Raw genomic sequence first — 16,351 nt, 5'->3', positions numbered from 1 at the left:
AAAATTAAAAGGCATGAGCCCGGTAGATTACCGGGTTCATGCCCTCAAGGCTGCCTAAGTAAATAAAGTGTCTAACTTTTTGGGTTCACTTCATGGTGGCGGTCCATTTTTTATGCATGCCGGAATTTCGGTTTGAAGTTTCTGGCATTTCCTGTATAATGATACTCGTAAAATTAAACTGAAAGTTTACTTATATAAAACTTTATCTACTGTGGGTTTACTATAAGTAAACCGATTGAGGGTAAATGTGATGCAAATTGGAAAAAAAATAAAGAATCTTCGCTTGAAAAAAGGATTGACCCAGGAAGAATTGGGAGAAAGAACGGATTTAAGCAAAGGATATATTTCACAGTTGGAAAGGGATCTTAGTTCCCCTTCAATTGAAACTCTTTTCAATATTTTAGAAGTGCTTGGCTGCACGCCGAAGCAGTTCTTCGATGAAGAGGATCAGGTCCAAAAGGTAGTGTATGAAGAAGAGGCACAAACATTTTTCATCGATGAAGAACGCGGGTATCAAATCCAGTGGCTCGTGCCTGAATCGAATGAGAAGGAAATGGAACCTATTCGACTGACTCTCCAGGAAAAGGGGGAGTTCAAACAATTTGAACCATCCTTGTCGGAAACATTCGGCTATGTATTAAGCGGAAGAGTCATTGTAAAGCTTGGTAAACATACGTATTTCGTCAAGGCAGGGGAATCGATTTATTTTCATGCTTCAGATGAACATCAAATCATCAATGATTTTGAAGGTCCTTCCGAGTTATTACTCGTGGTGACGGAATCATATTTATAGAAAACAAATGCAATCGCTGAAGATTGATGAGTAAGGTAATGGAGAGAGGGAAGAGCTATGGCAAACGGGAATATAATACGCTTCGATCAGGTTACGAAGCAATTCGATGATGATACGGTAGTTCTCGATAATGTTAGTTTTGAAATCGAGAGAGGGAAGTTCTATACGCTCTTGGGTCCTTCCGGATGCGGGAAGACTACGATCCTTCGTTTGATTGCCGGATTTACGGAAGCCTCCAAAGGTGATATTTACTTTGAAGGAAAAAAGATCAATGATGTGCCAGCCAATAAAAGGCAAGTGAATACGGTATTTCAAGATTATGCACTTTTTCCGCATTTAAATGTGTTTGAAAATGTAGCATTTGGTCTTCGGATCAAAAAAATGAAAAACTCGGAAGTGGAAATAAAAGTGAAGGAAGCCCTCAGCTTTGTTAATTTGGAGGGTTATGAAAAACGGGAGATCAGGGAAATGTCCGGCGGTCAGCGGCAACGGGTGGCGATTGCCAGGGCGATCGTTAATGAACCGGAAGTCATCCTTCTGGATGAACCGCTATCTGCCCTCGATTTGAAATTGCGTACAGAAATGCAATATGAATTGCGGGAGCTGCAACAGAGGCTTGGAATCACGTTTATCTTCGTCACTCATGACCAAGAGGAAGCATTAGCGATGTCAGATGAGATTTTTGTCCTCAACAAAGGGAAAATTCAGCAAAGCGGGACCCCTACGGATATTTATGATGAACCGCTGAATCGATTCGTTGCCGATTTCATCGGCGAGTCCAATATTGTAAAAGGAAAAATGATTGAAGATTACCTCGTGGAATTCGTCGGCAGACAGTTCGAATGTGTCGACCAAGGATTGAACAGTAATGAAGCTGTCGATATTGTCATCCGCCCGGAAGATTTAGAGATTACTTCCGTCGATCGCGGAAAACTGCAAGTTCGGGTGGACTCCCAGCTATTTCGCGGTGTTCATTATGAAATCAGCTGTTATGACCATGATGGAAATGAATGGCTTGTCCAATCAACGAAAAAAGTGGCAGTTGGTGATGAAATAGGTCTTTATTTCGATCCAGAATCGATTCATGTCATGCGATTGGGTGAAACTGAAGAAGAATTCGATAAGCGTCTGGAAGCGTATCATGATGGGGAAAGTCATGAAGAATAAAATATCCCGGAATATTTACTTCATACCCTATGTCTTATGGATTGCTTTATTCGTGATCGCACCCATTTTGTTAATCCTTTACTATTCCTTCTTTGACATTGAAGGCAATCTATCTTTGATTAACTATCAAAAGTTCTTTACGCCAGTATATTTAAAAATGACTTTAAGCTCATTTTGGTATGCTTTCCTGATTACGGGAATATCCCTTTTAGTCGCTTACCCGACCGCATATTTGTTAACGAAAACCAAGCATAAGCAGTTGTGGCTTTTGCTGATTATCGTCCCTTCCTGGATCAATTTACTTTTGAAGGCTTATGCCTTCATTGGTATTTTTGGCACGTATGGTGTGGCAAATGGTTTTCTAGAGGCTGTAGGAATCGGAAAGCAGCAGATTCTCTTTACCGATTTCAGCTTCATATTCGTTTCGGTTTATATTTTCATCCCGTTTATGATCTTACCGATATTCAATGCGCTTGATAAAATGAATCCAACCCTTTTGGATGCGGCCAATGACTTGGGAGCGTCCCGATGGATGACATTCCGCCGTGTCATTTTTCCATTGACGTTAGATGGTGTAAAGACGGGATGCCAGGTAGTCTTCATCCCGGCACTTTCATTGTTTATGCTTACAAGACTGATTGCCGGTAACCGCGTGATTACGCTTGGTACGGCTATCGAGCAGCACTTCCTTGTGACACAGGATTGGGGAATGGGTTCCACAATCGCGGTATTTTTGATTATTATAATGTTCCTGATTATGTTTGTAACGGGTAACCGAAAGCAGGGTGTGTAAATTGGGCAATAAATTATCACCAATATCAAAAGCGTTTCTCGTTTTGATTTTTCTCATACTCTATGCACCGATTTTCTTTTTAGTCTTTTACTCTTTTAACAGCGGTGGGACGATGTATGACTTTAAAGGGTTCACGATGGAGTGGTACAAGGAGCTATTTCAAGATACAAGGCTGTTGATCATTGTATTGAATACACTTGTGATTGCTTTATTATCTGCACTGATCGCAACGATCATCGGGGTGATAGGGGCGATTGGAATTCGGTCCTTTACGAGCAGTAAAGCTAAGAATACAGTATTGTCATTGAATAATGTATTGATTGTCAGTCCCGATGTGATCATCGGTGCTTCCTTCCTGATTTTATTTACAATGGCCGGGATCAAGCTTGGATTCTACTCTGTACTGTTGTCGCATATCGCCTTCAGTATCCCGATTGTTGTTCTGCTGGTCCTTCCGAAACTTCAGGAAATGAGCCCTACTTTAATTGATGCGGCCCGAGATTTAGGGGCAAGCCGGTGGGATGTATTGACGAAGGTCATCCTTCCATACATCTTACCAGGTATCTTTGCTGGTTTTTTTATGGCATTGACTTATTCACTTGATGATTTTGCGGTTACATTCTTTGTGACCGGTAATGGCTTCTCCACTCTTTCTGTGGAAATCTATTCCTTGGCCCGCCGTGGGATTTCATTGAATATCAATGCACTATCGACATTGCTGTTCGTCGTGACACTGCTGTTGGTTGTCGTTTATTACTTTATAACTCAACGTGTAAGGCAAACGGGAATGGGGGGGAAACGATGAAAAGGCTTGTCCAAATGTTTTTAATCATTTCCCTCGTATCCGCTTTGCTGCTATATGCGATTTCAAGATTGAATTCATCGCAGGGGTTTACGAGCAGCAATACGCTTACCATCTATAACTGGGGCGATTACATCGATACGGATCTAATCGAACGTTTTGAAGAAGAAACAGGTATAAAGGTTATTTATGAGACGTTCGATTCGAATGAGGCCATGATGACTAAAATCGAACAGGGCGGTACCACTTATGATATTGCCATTCCGTCTGAGTATATGATCGATAAGATGAGGCAAGAAGACTTGCTGGTTCCCTTGGATCATTCCAAGCTTCCGAATTTGAAAAATATCGATGAGCGATTCATCGATCTGCCATTCGATCCGGAGAATAAATATTCCGTGCCGTATTTCTGGGGAACGGTTGGAATTGTTTACAATTCCAAGATGCTCGGTGGAAAGGAAATAACGGCCTGGGCGGATTTATGGGATAAAGATTTAAAAAATGAAATCCTTTTGACGGATGGAGCTAGAGAAGTGATGGGCATGGGCCTGAACTCGTTGAATTATTCATTGAATGATATAGATGAAGAACACCTTCAAGAGGCAAAATCCAAGCTTGATGCCCTCACCCCGAATATTAAAGCGATTGTCGGAGATGAAAGCCGCATGCTATTGGAAGCCCAGGAAGCGGCGATTGGCCTTGTTTGGTCGGGAGTTGCTTCTGAAATCATGGCTGAAAATGAAGATCTCGAATACGTTGTTCCAAAAGAGGGGTCCAATTTATGGTTTGATAATATGGTCATCCCGAAAACAACCAAAAATGTCGATGCGGCTCACCAGTTCATCAACTTCATGCTGGACCCGAAAGTTGCGGCACAGAACGCTGAATATGTAAGTTACTCGACACCTAATAAAGAAGCACTGAAATATATGCCTGAAGAAGTGGTGAAGGATGAACGTTTCTATCCATCGCCGGAACTGACAAAGAAACTGGAAGTGTACGAAAACCTGGGGAAGAAGAACTTAGCCCATTACAACGAACTCTTCCTTGAATTCAAGATGCATCGTAAATAACACAGAAACGAAAAAGCATGGTGTAGGAATTCCCTCCATACACCATGCTTTTTCGTTTCTGTGTTTCACGAGTATTTGCTCCATCCAAATTCACGAGTAAAAGCCCGAAACTCACGAGTAAAAGCCGAATTGCACTCTGTTACCTATATATCAAAAGTCGATATAACGGTATAATATCGTTTTTTGTAATGATCAACCAAAATCTCAATGCAAAATGGTAGCAGAATGAAATACTTTAAAATATATGTAGGTATACAAGTATGTTAGTATAATGATTGAGTCGGTGCATATTGAAGGTGGAACTAAAATCTTAAGGATTAATTAATATTTCCAAGCTATCATAATAGAAAAATTAAGGGAGAGTATTCATGAAACTATTAAGAAGCACGAAGGCATATATTTGGGCAGGGAGCATTTTAATCATTGCCGGGATCATGGCATTTGCGATGATTTCATCCACGGATAAGACAATGGCGAGTATCGATGGCGAGAAAATCAATAAGGATGAGCTGTATGACGCGCTTGTTGCGGGATACGGAGCAGATACTTTAGACCTGTTGATTACGAATAAATTGGTTGAATTGGAAGCGGAAAAAGCAGGAATTAAAATTAAGGATGAAGAAATCCAGAAAGAAATCGATGTTATGGTAGAGTCCTATGGTGATGAAAAATCGTTAAAAGAGCAATTGGAAGCAAGCGGTTCTTCAATGGAAGCCTTAAAAAAGGACATCGTGGTTTATCTGCAAACGAAAAAACTGGTAGAACCGAGAATTACCGTGACGGACGAAGAAATCAGTACGTATTTTGAAGATAACAAAGATACATTTGCTCAAGCGGAACAAGTGGAAGCCAGTCATATTTTAGTCGAAGACGAAAAAACGGCTAAAAAGGTTGCGAAAGAAATCGCAGATGGCGGTGATTTCGCTAAATTGGCAGCTGAATATTCCACTGATACCGAAACGGCGGATAACGGTGGAAGCCTAGGGTATTTTGGGAAAGGTGATATGGTGGAAGAGTTTGAAAATGTTGCCTTTGATCTTGATATAAATAAAGTCAGTGATCCAGTTAAATCCGAATATGGGTACCATATCATAAAAGTAACCGGTAAGAAGGAAGCAAAAAAAGCTAATTTAGAAGACAGTAAAGATGTAATTAAAGAAACGCTTCTTTCTGAAAGATTACAAGAGGAATATCCCGTTTGGTTAGCTGAAGTGAAAAAAGACCATGAGATAACGAATAAATTGGAGAGCTCTAACTAAGGTTATCAAGTGAATGATATACCGATCAAAGAAGCTGAGGCAAAATGCCTCAGCTTTTATTATGGCTTGTACGATTTGGATGTTGATTTCCGCTTCAGGCACTCGCTTTCCGCGGGCGGTCGTGGAGCCTCCTCGGCTTGCGCCTGCGGGGTCTCCCCTAGACGCGTTTTCCCGCAGGAGTCTCGTACCTTTCACTCCAATCAACTCTGTTATTAATATAGATAAAATCATCCCTATGGAGTTGGAGTTGTTGCTTTGGGTCATATGTTGGGCCCATTTTCTCTACAAAAAAAAGCTGAGGCATAATGCCTCAGCTTTTTTATATATTAGAAGTTGGATGAAATGGATTTTTGATTGGATAATCCTGATTTTTTAACAATTTCATCACTCTCTTTTTCACCTTTATCATTATCGGATTTCAATGATTGTGATGGCGTTTCTTTCAGCTGTTTACCGGCAACGACCACCTTTGAACTGATGTCTTTTAATTCACTTGTTGCTTCCTTCGCTGTACCAAGGGCATCAGTGGAGATATCCTTTACTTCTGATACTTTACCCACCACGTCTTCATTGACGGTTTCATATAGTGTTTCGACGTCATTGATTGCCTCTTTAATCGTCTCGGTTGCCCCTTTGACTCCTGATACCATCTGTTCCTTCATTTCACCGGGATTTTCCTTGACCTGTTCAATCATATTCATGGAGTTGTCTTTTAAAAGGACGGCTGAACGCTTTACTTTATTTCTTGTGTTGGAGTCAAGTAAGGTCAACGCACCACCAACAAGCCCCCCGATTAGAATTCCTTTTAAAAGTTTGCTATTCGTTTGCGTTTCGATAGTTGATTGAGTCATTTATATTTCCTCCTTTAGAATAGTAGATTGTTTGCTTACTTTGGGTTTTCCCTTATTTACCATAAGTTAAACTGGAAATAATAAACTGTCATGGGATTGACATAATAAATAAAACAATAGTAATCTACATATAGTTAAATGACTGAACTACTTTTTGGGAGGTGCAACGATGACTAATGAAAAAGTTACTGGATTGATTGATCGATATATGAAGGTTTCCTTCTATGTCAATAAGATGGGGGAGCTTTTAATAAAAGATCAGATTTGTGATGTGCTGACGAACGAACAATACTATACTTTACGCTTCATTCAACAACAGCGGTTGTGTACATCGACGGAAATCAGTGATGCCTTTTATATTAATAAGAGTGCCGTCACATCCAACATCAATAGGCTGGAAGGCAAAGGATTGATAGAACGGGAACAGGACCTGGTTGACCGAAGGGTCTTTCACTTGAAGCTTTCAAAAGAGGGGGAAGCATTGTTACAGGAAACAGAAAATAAGATTCATAAGTTGGTAGAGAGCATCATGACGAAATTCGATTATGAAGAAATCGTTAGATTCCTTGATACATATGAGAAGCTTTCACAAATTTTTATTCAAATGAAGAATGAGGAATGGGAGGAAATATAATGAGGGGCATCATAAAGGGAAGATGGCTGGTCATTATCGCTTGGGTTGCAATTACGGCAGGTTTATTGTTTGCGGCACCGAATATGGCGGACCTTGTCCGGAATAAGGGACAGCTGGATGTACCGGCAGAGTACTCCTCTGGGATGGCCAATGAGCTAATGAAAGAGATCCAGGATAAGGATGAGTCACAAGTGGCCCTCGTATTTCATGGTGATAAGAAGCTGTCTTCCTCGGAATTGAAAGAGATTGAGATAGCGATCCAAAACCTTGAAAAGAATAAAGCAGAGCTTGGCATCAAAGAGGTCATGACCCATTTTAAAGAGCCCTCGCTAAAAGGTCAGTTGGTCTCGGAGAATGAAACAACGGTTTTGACATCCATCACGATGGTCAAGGGGGACCGAGAAGCTAAGGAAGTGATCGATGCCCTTTATAAAGAGCTGGAGCAAGTGGATGTCGAGCATTATTACACAAGCAGCTGGATGATCGATGAAGATCTTAATGCCAATTCCCAAGAAGGGCTGAAGAAAACTGAAGGCATCACGGTTGTCTTCATTCTGGCTGTATTACTGATAGTCTTCCGTTCAGTGGTGGCACCGATCATTCCGTTGGTAACGGTAGGTTTCACTTATTTATGCTCACAATCCATCGTCTCATTCCTGGTGGATAAATGGGACTTTCCGATTTCGTCTTACACCCAAATATTCCTGGTAGGTATTTTATTTGGAATCGGGACTGATTATTGCATCCTGCTGCTTAGTCGTTTCAAGGAAGAGCTATCGTCACAGGAGTCCTTGACTGAAGCGATCGTTGAGACTTACCGAACTGCGGGTAAGACGGTCTTCTTCAGTGGGCTGACCGTAATGATTGGTTTTGCGGCAATCGGTTTTTCTACTTTTAAGCTCTATCAATCTGCGGCGGCCGTTGCCATAGGGGTTTTCATTTTAATGATCGCCCTTTATACGATTGTTCCATTTTTCATGGCGGTTCTTGGCAAAAAGCTATTCTGGCCGGCAAAAGGGAAACTTGAGCATAGTGAAAGTAAACTATGGGGAATTCTCGGTAACTTCTCCATGAACCGCCCATTGTTGGCGCTGATGATCGTTGCAATCGTCTGTGTTCCCTTTTTGTTTATGTATGATGGGAAGATTTCATATAACTCCCTTGAAGAAGCGGGTGATGATGTTCCTTCCATCATGGCATTTAATATCATTTCCGATGAATTCGGACCGGGACAATCCATGCCAACACAGATTGTCATAAAGAATGACGAACGCATGGATTCGGAAGAATACGTCGCACTTGCTGAAAAAATCAGCCAGGAAGTCGTCAAGGTGGATGAAGTCGATGTAGTTCGATCCATGACCCGCCCGACAGGTGAACCGATTAAGGACTTATTTGTAGCGAACCAGGCCGAAACTTTGGAAAAGGGAATCGGGGAAGGAAATGAAGGCATTAAACAAATCAGTGATGGATTAAAAACGGCAGGCAGTGAGCTTTCAGATTCAGGACCACGGTTGAAGCAAGCTACGGACGGAATAGGGGGTCTCATATCCGGGACCAATGAATTAAAGAGCGGCGTAGGCCAGGTGGAGAAGGCGTTAACAAGCATTGAAGCAGGCATTCGCGATGGCTCTTCAGGGACTGGGGATATAAAAAACGGACTGAATGAGGTCAAGGCAAACTTGGAGAAGCTCGCCACCGGAAGCGGACAGCTCCTCGAAGGCTATAAACAATCAGCTAATGGGCTAAGTGAGCTCACAGGTGGATACAAAGAGATTCAAACTAATCTTACGGGCGTATCACAAAGCCTTGCTGGTTTAAATCCATCCTTTGAGCAAATGGAAGCCACTCATCCAGAATTACAGGCGGATCAGTCCTATCAAACGATCAAGCAAACCGTGCAAGGGGCACAGGGTGGCTTGGAGCCCATGGCAGCAGGCCTTTCCGAGCTCAATAGGAATCTTGGTTCAGTGTCCGGCGGTTTGAATACGGCGAACGAAAATATGGCCCAAATCGTAAACGGTCAAACCTCTCTCGGGGAGGGCCTGAACCAATTGATTTCAGGTGTTGACACTTTACAAAAAGGTCTAAGCACGATGGCCAATGGTCAGGGGGAAGTCATAAATAATTTGTCAGGATTTAAAGGAGGCCTTACCAGCTTAAGTAATGGGCAGCAAGAACTCCTAAATGGTTTTTCAGGCCTCGGCGGACAACTTACTGATTTGACAGATGGCTTAAATGAAAGTGCGGATGGTCTGAATGAAGTCCATGATGGACTATCGTCCGCACAGGGTTATTTATCAGGGCTGGCAAAAACGGATAAAACGGTAACAGGCATGTACATTCCCAAAGAAGTAGTAGAAAGCGAAGAATTCGGGGAAGCATTGAACGCTTATTTATCTGAAGACGGTAAAACCATGACGATGGATGTGGTGTTCAAGGCGAATCCATATTCCAATGAAGCAATCGAGCAAATCGATTCGATTGAGGCAACCGTTGAAAGAGTAACGAAAGATACAAAGCTAGAAAATGCGCAAGTGGCGATAGGGGGAATCACAAGTACACATCATGACTTGGGCATGATGTCTGAGGAGGATTTCTCACGGACGGTCGTTTTGATGCTGTCGGGTATCGCAATCATTCTCTTTTTCATGCTGCGATCCCTGGTCATGCCGGTCTATTTGATTGTGTCGCTCGTTTTGACTTATTATACAGCGGCAGCCATTACCGAGTTGATTTTTGTTAATATTCTCGGTTACGCCGGCATCGGCTGGGCAGTTCCTTTCTTTGCTTTCGTCATCTTGATTGCTCTTGGCATTGACTATAGCATTTTCTTGATGGATCGCTTTAACGAATGGAAAGATAAGCCGGTCAAGGAAGCGATGTTACTGTCCATGAGAAAAATGGGAACTGTGATCATCTCGGCGGCTGTCATTCTGGGCGGGACCTTTGCTGCCATGATGCCAGCAGGAGTTTTATCGCTCTTGGAGATAGCCACTTTAATATTGGTGGGGCTTGCTTTATATGCGTTTGTCATATTGCCATTGTTTATCCCGGTTATGGTTGCGACGTTCGGAAACGCGAATTGGTGGCCGTTTTTGAAAAATAAGGAATAAACTTAAATTAAAGAAGGCATCCGCATTGATGCCTTCTTTAATTATATATTCTTTTTTGGCTAAATCGATTCATAATTGGGGGATTCTTGTTTTATATTTCGCGATGATCTTTTGATTGTGTTCATCTGCCCCTTCGATATTACTGCTTAGGAATACGGGAGGGGTCTCCCCTGATTCAATAATCGTTTGGATGACTTGCGTGAAAATCATATTGAGGAGAACGGCCCCGACCACGGTCGATCCAGAACCAAAAGGTATATTATTTGATTTCAGTAATGTGTCACCTTTGGCAATATGATTGTCTATGACCAAATCAACGACATCGTGGAGATAATGCTTCTGTTTATGCCGTGAAGGACAACTTTTTGCATACTCCGGTGATGTTAGTCCTATGACGAAGGCTCCTTTTTCTTTTGCGATAGTGGCGACATCTATGGGAACGGGATTTACGCCGGATGATGAAATGACGATACAGACATCACCAGGACGGATATCCTCATCATGCATGAATTTCTCTGATAGGTCATTTTGCCGTTCAAGTTGGGATGATCTTGAAGCACCCTTAAAAAGCATCAAATCTTCAACGAAAATAGGACGAATTGCGGCTAAACCACCTGCCCGGTAGAATACCTCTTCGGTCAAAATATGAGAGTGTCCGCTTCCGAATAGATGGATGATTCCATCTGATATCACTGCTTTTGCGATATGTTCCACAGATTCCTTAATTGATTGCTTTTCCTGTTGTTCCACAATTGTGAGTAAAGCCTGCACTTCTTCAAAGTATGAGTTCATATATGTGACACCCTCCGATTGAAAATATTCAATTTTATCTGCTTATTTTGATACTGAACTTGTACCTGTCCGCACGATAAGCCGATTTAACATATTCAAGGGGAGTTCCATCTATTAGGAACGTATGCCTTTGAATGAATAATATGGGTGAGTGCTTTGGAATCGCTAAATGGGTGACTTCTAATTCAGAAGCAATCGATGATTCCAACGTTTGTGTAGCATAGTCTATTTTAAGTTTAACGTAGTTCTCCACATATTGGTAAAGAGAAAGGTTAATGATTTCTTCCGTTAATCCTTTAATTAAATTGGCAGACATGTACACGGTCTCGAGCGCCATTGGAACATCATCAGCCAACCGAATGCGTTTTATTTCATAAACGGGAGCATAAAGGGAAATGTGCAATTCACTGGCAATCTTCTTATCAGCCGGAATGATTTCAAAGCTCAGCAGCTTACTGCTTGGATTCAATCCCCTGGCTTTCATGTCCTCGGTAAAACTGGTCAACCCATTGAGCTGCTGCTCCAACTTCTTATCGGCGACAAAGGTTCCCCTTCCTTTTTGACGGTATAAGTATCCGTCATTCACCAAATTATTTATGGCTTGCCGGACGGTCATCCGGCTAATTCCAAATTGCTCGGCATATTCACGTTCAGATGGAAGGGCATCGTGCGCTTGGAACTCACCGTTTTCTATTTGTCTTTTTATTTGTTCTTCGATTTGAAAATAAATCGGAAGAGGTGAGTTTTTATCAATCATCGACTTTCGCTCCTTTTAGGGTATTATTACTCCGGATAACGCTTTTTGGTCTGCGATAATTGTAACATTATTATGTTTTTTTAGGATGGATGCAGGGAATTCCTCTGAAATGTCACCGTGTATCAATTTCTTCAGTGTTTCGGCTTTTTCTTCACCAGATATCAGCAGCAGAATTTCTTTGCTTTTCATGATTGTTGAAATGCCCATCGTAACGGCATGTGTAGGAACTTCGTCTATAGATTCGAAATAACGTGCATTCGCTTGACGCGTGGAATCTTCGAGTGTCACGACATGTGTACCGGATGTGAAGGAAGTTCCAGGTTCATTAAAACCAATATGGCCATTTTGCCCAATGCCAAGTATCTGAAGATCGATCCCTCCCGCGGAATCAATCATTTCATCATATCGTTTACATTCTCCGTTGGTGTCATCTGCTGTGCCGTTTGGCAGATGAGTGCGCTCTTTATTTATATTGATGTGATTGAATAAGGAGTCATCCATATAATAATGGTAGCTGTTTGGATCATTTGGTTTTAAGCCGATATACTCGTCAAGATTAAAAGACGTTACATGTTCATAAGAAGTATGATTGCGCAAGTGATCTTCAATCAAATTATCGTACATTCCTTTAGGGGTACCGCCTGTTGCAAGGCCCAATTTGATATTTGGATTTCCTTTGACTTTTCCGATCACTATTCCTGCGGCTGTCCGGCTCATTTCCATGTAGTCCTGCACTTGTATGATATTCATTATACATTCTCCTTTTTAAAAGCTAAATTTCCTCTGCAGAACGTCATTTCAACGTCCAAGCGGTCATTCAATATTACAAGATCGGCGTCTTTGCCGACCTGGATGCTTCCTTTTCTGTCAAAAATCCGAAGTTGTTTGGCAGGGTTTTCCGCCGTCATTTTTATAATGTCAGTCATGGAACAATCGGTATATTCCATTGTGTTCTTGATGGCATCGTTCATTTTCAATATACTGCCGGCTAGTGTACCATCTGAAAGCGTTGCTTTCGTTTCGTTAACATACACAGGCTGACCACCTAAATCATAGGTTCCCTTTTCAAGCCATTTGGCACGAAGCGAATCCGTTATCAAGATCATTCGTTCGCTGGTAATTTGGTTATATGCCAGCTTGATCATTTCCGGCCTGCAGTGAATGCCGTCAGCAATAAGTTCAACATATAGCTCGTCTCGAAGATAAGCAGCTCCCAAAACACCAGGTTCACGGTGATGGAGTCCCCGCATCCCATTATAAAGATGTGTAACGTGGGTAGTCCCTGCTTGGATTGCTTCATCGATTTGGTCATATGTTGCATCTGAATGTCCAATGGAAGCGACGACGCCAGTTGCCTTTAAGTGAGCGGCAAGATCTAATCCGTTTGGTTGTTCAGGAGCAAGCGTTACAAGCTTGATTTGATTTTCGGCCATTTCCTGCCACCTTTTAAATAGAGTGACATCAGGGTCAACGATATGCTCTTCAGGCTGTGCTCCTTTACGGACCGGTGAAATGAAAGGACCTTCTAAATGGATTCCAATTATTTCAGCGTGTTCTTGAGATTGATTTTCGATATATTTACCAGCATTAAGAAGTGCTGATTCAATGGCTTCGGTAGATTGAGTCATTGTAGTGGCCAGAAAGCTGGTGGTTCCTTCTTTGGGAAGAGTCTCTGCCATTGTGGATAATGCTTCATGTGTGGCATCCATTGCATCGGAATTGGATGCTCCGTGAATGTGGATGTCGATCGCACCGGGAATTACCTGATAATCCGGTGAAAGAGTAATTACCTTGGCATCATCGTCCTGTTTGTATTGGCTGACTGGACCAACTTCGGCAATTTTTCCATCCACGACTTTAATATATCCATTTTTGTATGTTTCCTTTTCGCTATGAACTATTAGATTATTAATAATGAATGTTTTCATACATAATCTCCTTTATGAAAGTAAAACTTAATGAATAAGGTCTCATATATTTTGCCCTCATTTTATCGTTTTTATCAAAAGTTGTCTAGACCAGTTAAGGTGTATCAGGAATAAAAAAGCTTTTTTTGCTTTGTTTTCGAAGAATGTAGTATATTTTTAAGTGAATTGGTATAGACATCTATATATTTTCTGTGCTAGTATAAGCCAAAGAAAAGTTATTATATTGATAAAATGAAAACGCTTTATACGTCTTTTCGTTCTGCTGAATCAAAAGAAGTTAGGAACAAGGGAGATGAGTTCGATGTTAAATTTTTTACAAAAGATTGGTAAGGCTTTAATGTTACCGATTGCTGTTTTGCCAGCAGCGGCTTTATTGCTTCGTTTAGGGCAACCGGATTTACTTAATATTCCATTTATGGCTGCCTCGGGACAAGCTATTTTTGATAATCTTGCCATATTGTTCGCTTTAGGTATAGCGATTGGATTATCCAAAGATGGAAGCGGTGCTGCGGCATTGGCAGGTCTTGTTGGTTACTTTGTTTTAACGAATGGTACACAAGCGATTAATAAAGATATCAACATGGCTGTTTTAGGCGGTATTATATCCGGTATAGTTGCCGCTCTTCTATATAATAGATACTCCGACATAAGACTCCCTGAATGGCTTGGATTCTTTTCAGGGAAACGATTCGTCCCGATCATCACTTCGCTTGCGATGATTATACTTGCGGCAATATTCGGTTTTGTTTGGCCGCCGATTCAAGATGTAATCAATAGTGTTGGAGACTGGATTACAGGTGCCGGGGCATTGGGTGCCGGCGTATTCGGCGTATTGAATCGCTTATTGCTTCCAGTAGGACTGCATCATGTCTTGAATAGTATGGTTTGGTTCGTCTTTGGTGAGTACAATGGAGCGACAGGTGATATAAATCGTTTCTTCGCAGGGGACCCGACTGCTGGGCCCTTCATGACCGGCTTTTTCCCGATCATGATGTTCGGTCTTCCAGCAGCGGCATTAGCGATGATTGCAGCTGCTAAGAAAGAGAAACGTAAATTGGTGACGGGGATGCTTGTTGGGTTAGCTTTCACTTCTTTCCTTACAGGAATCACTGAACCAATTGAATTTCTGTTCATGTTCATCGCACCGGTGTTATATGTAATACATGCCCTTTTAACCGGGGTCTCTCTGGCACTTGCTGTTATATTGGATATCCATCATGGTTTTGGATTCTCCGCAGGAGCGATTGATTATTTCTTGAACTTTGGTATTGCGCAAAAACCGCTATGGTTAATACCGATTGGCTTAGTATACGCGGCAGTTTACTTCGTGATTTTCTATTTTGTCATCAAGATCATGGATTTAAAAACACCTGGCCGTGAAGACGATGAGGAAGAAGTGGAAGAAGAAACTATTGTAAAAACAGGGGACAAATATACCGATATGGGATCGCTTTTCATTCAAGATCTTGGCGGTAAAGAGAATATAAAGCTAATTGATAACTGTGCAACACGCTTGCGTTTACAAGTGGCCGATTCAGGAAATGTGAATGAAGCAGCCTTAAAACGGCATGGTGCGCGCGGTGTCATGAAGTTGAATAAATCGAGTGTGCAGGTCATTGTTGGAACGAATGTTGAATTCGTTGCAAATGCAATGAAACAACTTGTCAAGAATGGCGCCGACCCAAGCCAAGTGAAAGCAGTTCCATCTGCACAAGTGGCAGAGGATATAGTAGAGGAAAACCAAGCTTTGGGTGCAAATGACTTTGTCCTTCCAATTGAAGGAACCGTTTTACCGATAGAACAAGTTCCCGATCAAGTGTTTGCAATGAAAATGATGGGGGATGGCTTTGCTATCGAGCCAGTCAACGGAAAACTAGTATCCCCAATTGATGGGGAAGTGCTAAGTATCTTCCCGACAAATCATGCACTGGGATTGAAAATGGATAATGGTCTGGAAATTCTGATCCATGTTGGTTTAGATACAGTTAAATTAAATGGAGAAGGGTTTACATCTCTTGTGCAAGAAGGTCAAAGAATAACAAAAGGAACACCTCTTTTGGAAATTGATTTAGATTTCATAAAACGGAATGCCCCATCAACGGTCACTCCTATTATATTCACTAACTTACCTGAAGGAACGGCAGTGAAATTGCAAAAGTCAGGGATCCAGAAACAAAATACACCAGATATCATCCAGTTGGAAAAACTATAAATTTGTAAAAAAAGGGGTGTCGACTTGTCGACATCCCTTTCCTTTAGACTTTAGACTGTAGGCAAACTCAAAGAAAAGCGAGTTTGCCTGCAGTTTTTTTTATGGCTTGTACAATTTGGATGTTGATTTCCGCTCAAGAAACTCGCTTTCCGCGGGCGATCGTGGAGCCTCCTC

The 16,351-nt window shown here is 41.7% G+C and carries 14 protein-coding genes; 9 read left to right on the top strand and 5 right to left on the bottom strand.

Going from position 1 to position 16,351, the window contains the following annotated elements:
* Positions 1-250 precede the first annotated feature (250 nt).
* The 6 genes from V3595_RS26690 (at position 251) to V3595_RS26665 (ending at position 5,887) form a co-directional block, all read left to right on the top strand.
* Positions 251-793: a helix-turn-helix domain-containing protein gene (locus V3595_RS26690; protein WP_137017539.1), complete on the top strand. Its 543-nt coding sequence runs from the start codon at positions 251-253 to the stop codon at positions 791-793.
* Between the two features lie 57 nt (positions 794-850).
* Entirely contained in the window at positions 851-1,960 is a 1,110-nt protein-coding gene (locus V3595_RS26685) for an ABC transporter ATP-binding protein (RefSeq protein ID WP_485910827.1), read from the top strand.
* Positions 1,950-2,753 (top strand): ABC transporter permease, encoded by an 804-nt coding sequence (locus V3595_RS26680; RefSeq protein ID WP_063236153.1) that lies wholly within the window; start codon positions 1,950-1,952, stop codon positions 2,751-2,753. Before V3595_RS26685 ends, V3595_RS26680 begins: the two co-directional genes overlap by 11 nt.
* A gap of 1 nt (position 2,754) precedes the next feature.
* The gene (locus V3595_RS26675; RefSeq protein WP_034304873.1) at positions 2,755-3,558 is read left to right on the top strand and encodes an ABC transporter permease; all 804 of its coding nucleotides are present in this window, start codon (positions 2,755-2,757) and stop codon (positions 3,556-3,558) included.
* Positions 3,555-4,628 carry an ABC transporter substrate-binding protein gene (locus tag V3595_RS26670; protein ID WP_144480945.1) on the top strand — a complete coding sequence of 358 codons (1,074 nt, stop codon included), beginning with the start codon at positions 3,555-3,557 and terminating at the stop codon, positions 4,626-4,628. The genes V3595_RS26675 and V3595_RS26670 overlap by 4 nt, the downstream gene beginning before the upstream one ends.
* Before the next feature lie 368 nt (positions 4,629-4,996).
* Positions 4,997-5,887 (top strand): peptidylprolyl isomerase, encoded by an 891-nt coding sequence (locus tag V3595_RS26665; protein ID WP_485910824.1) that lies wholly within the window; start codon positions 4,997-4,999, stop codon positions 5,885-5,887.
* A 326-nt stretch (positions 5,888-6,213) separates the two neighbouring features.
* On the opposite strand, the gene V3595_RS26660 is transcribed toward V3595_RS26665, so the two are convergent.
* Positions 6,214-6,738, bottom strand: a complete 525-nt coding sequence (locus V3595_RS26660; RefSeq protein WP_185149873.1) for a YtxH domain-containing protein — start codon at positions 6,736-6,738, stop codon at positions 6,214-6,216.
* 169 nt (positions 6,739-6,907) lie between these two features.
* Here V3595_RS26660 and V3595_RS26655 point away from each other — a divergent pair, with 169 nt between their 5' ends.
* Both V3595_RS26655 and V3595_RS26650 read left to right on the top strand, forming a co-directional pair.
* A complete protein-coding gene (locus V3595_RS26655; RefSeq protein ID WP_485910822.1) occupies positions 6,908-7,372 on the top strand; it encodes a MarR family winged helix-turn-helix transcriptional regulator in 465 nt (154 codons plus the stop codon).
* Complete coding sequence (locus V3595_RS26650; protein ID WP_485910820.1) at positions 7,372-10,488, top strand: MMPL family transporter; 3,117 nt, start codon at positions 7,372-7,374, stop codon at positions 10,486-10,488. The genes V3595_RS26655 and V3595_RS26650 overlap by 1 nt, the downstream gene beginning before the upstream one ends.
* Positions 10,489-10,557: 69 nt before the next feature.
* Here V3595_RS26650 and V3595_RS26645 read toward each other — a convergent pair whose 3' ends face one another.
* Genes V3595_RS26645 through nagA form a run of 4 tightly spaced genes read right to left on the bottom strand, consistent with a single transcriptional unit; the run spans position 10,558 to position 13,965 of the window.
* Positions 10,558-11,280 (bottom strand): SIS domain-containing protein, encoded by a 723-nt coding sequence (locus tag V3595_RS26645; protein ID WP_485910818.1) that lies wholly within the window; start codon positions 11,278-11,280, stop codon positions 10,558-10,560.
* 34 nt (positions 11,281-11,314) lie between these two features.
* A complete protein-coding gene (locus V3595_RS26640) occupies positions 11,315-12,037 on the bottom strand; it encodes a GntR family transcriptional regulator (RefSeq protein ID WP_101225693.1) in 723 nt (240 codons plus the stop codon).
* A 15-nt stretch (positions 12,038-12,052) separates the two neighbouring features.
* Positions 12,053-12,787, bottom strand: coding sequence for a glucosamine-6-phosphate deaminase (gene nagB, locus V3595_RS26635; RefSeq protein ID WP_485910815.1), 735 nt, complete (start codon positions 12,785-12,787; stop codon positions 12,053-12,055).
* Complete coding sequence (gene nagA, locus V3595_RS26630) at positions 12,787-13,965, bottom strand: N-acetylglucosamine-6-phosphate deacetylase (RefSeq protein ID WP_485910813.1); 1,179 nt, start codon at positions 13,963-13,965, stop codon at positions 12,787-12,789. The genes nagB and nagA overlap by 1 nt, the downstream gene beginning before the upstream one ends.
* Positions 13,966-14,266: 301 nt before the next feature.
* Between nagA and nagE the strand changes: the two genes are divergently transcribed.
* Entirely contained in the window at positions 14,267-16,177 is a 1,911-nt protein-coding gene (nagE, locus tag V3595_RS26625) for an N-acetylglucosamine-specific PTS transporter subunit IIBC (protein ID WP_485910811.1), read from the top strand.
* Positions 16,178-16,351 lie beyond the last annotated feature (174 nt).

Origin of the sequence: Bacillus sp. CFBP9009 (genome assembly GCF_036541465.1) — a bacterium.
In the GTDB taxonomy this organism is placed as follows: domain Bacteria; phylum Bacillota; class Bacilli; order Bacillales; family DSM-1321; genus Peribacillus.
This window is presented reverse-complemented; position numbering and strand designations above follow the sequence as displayed.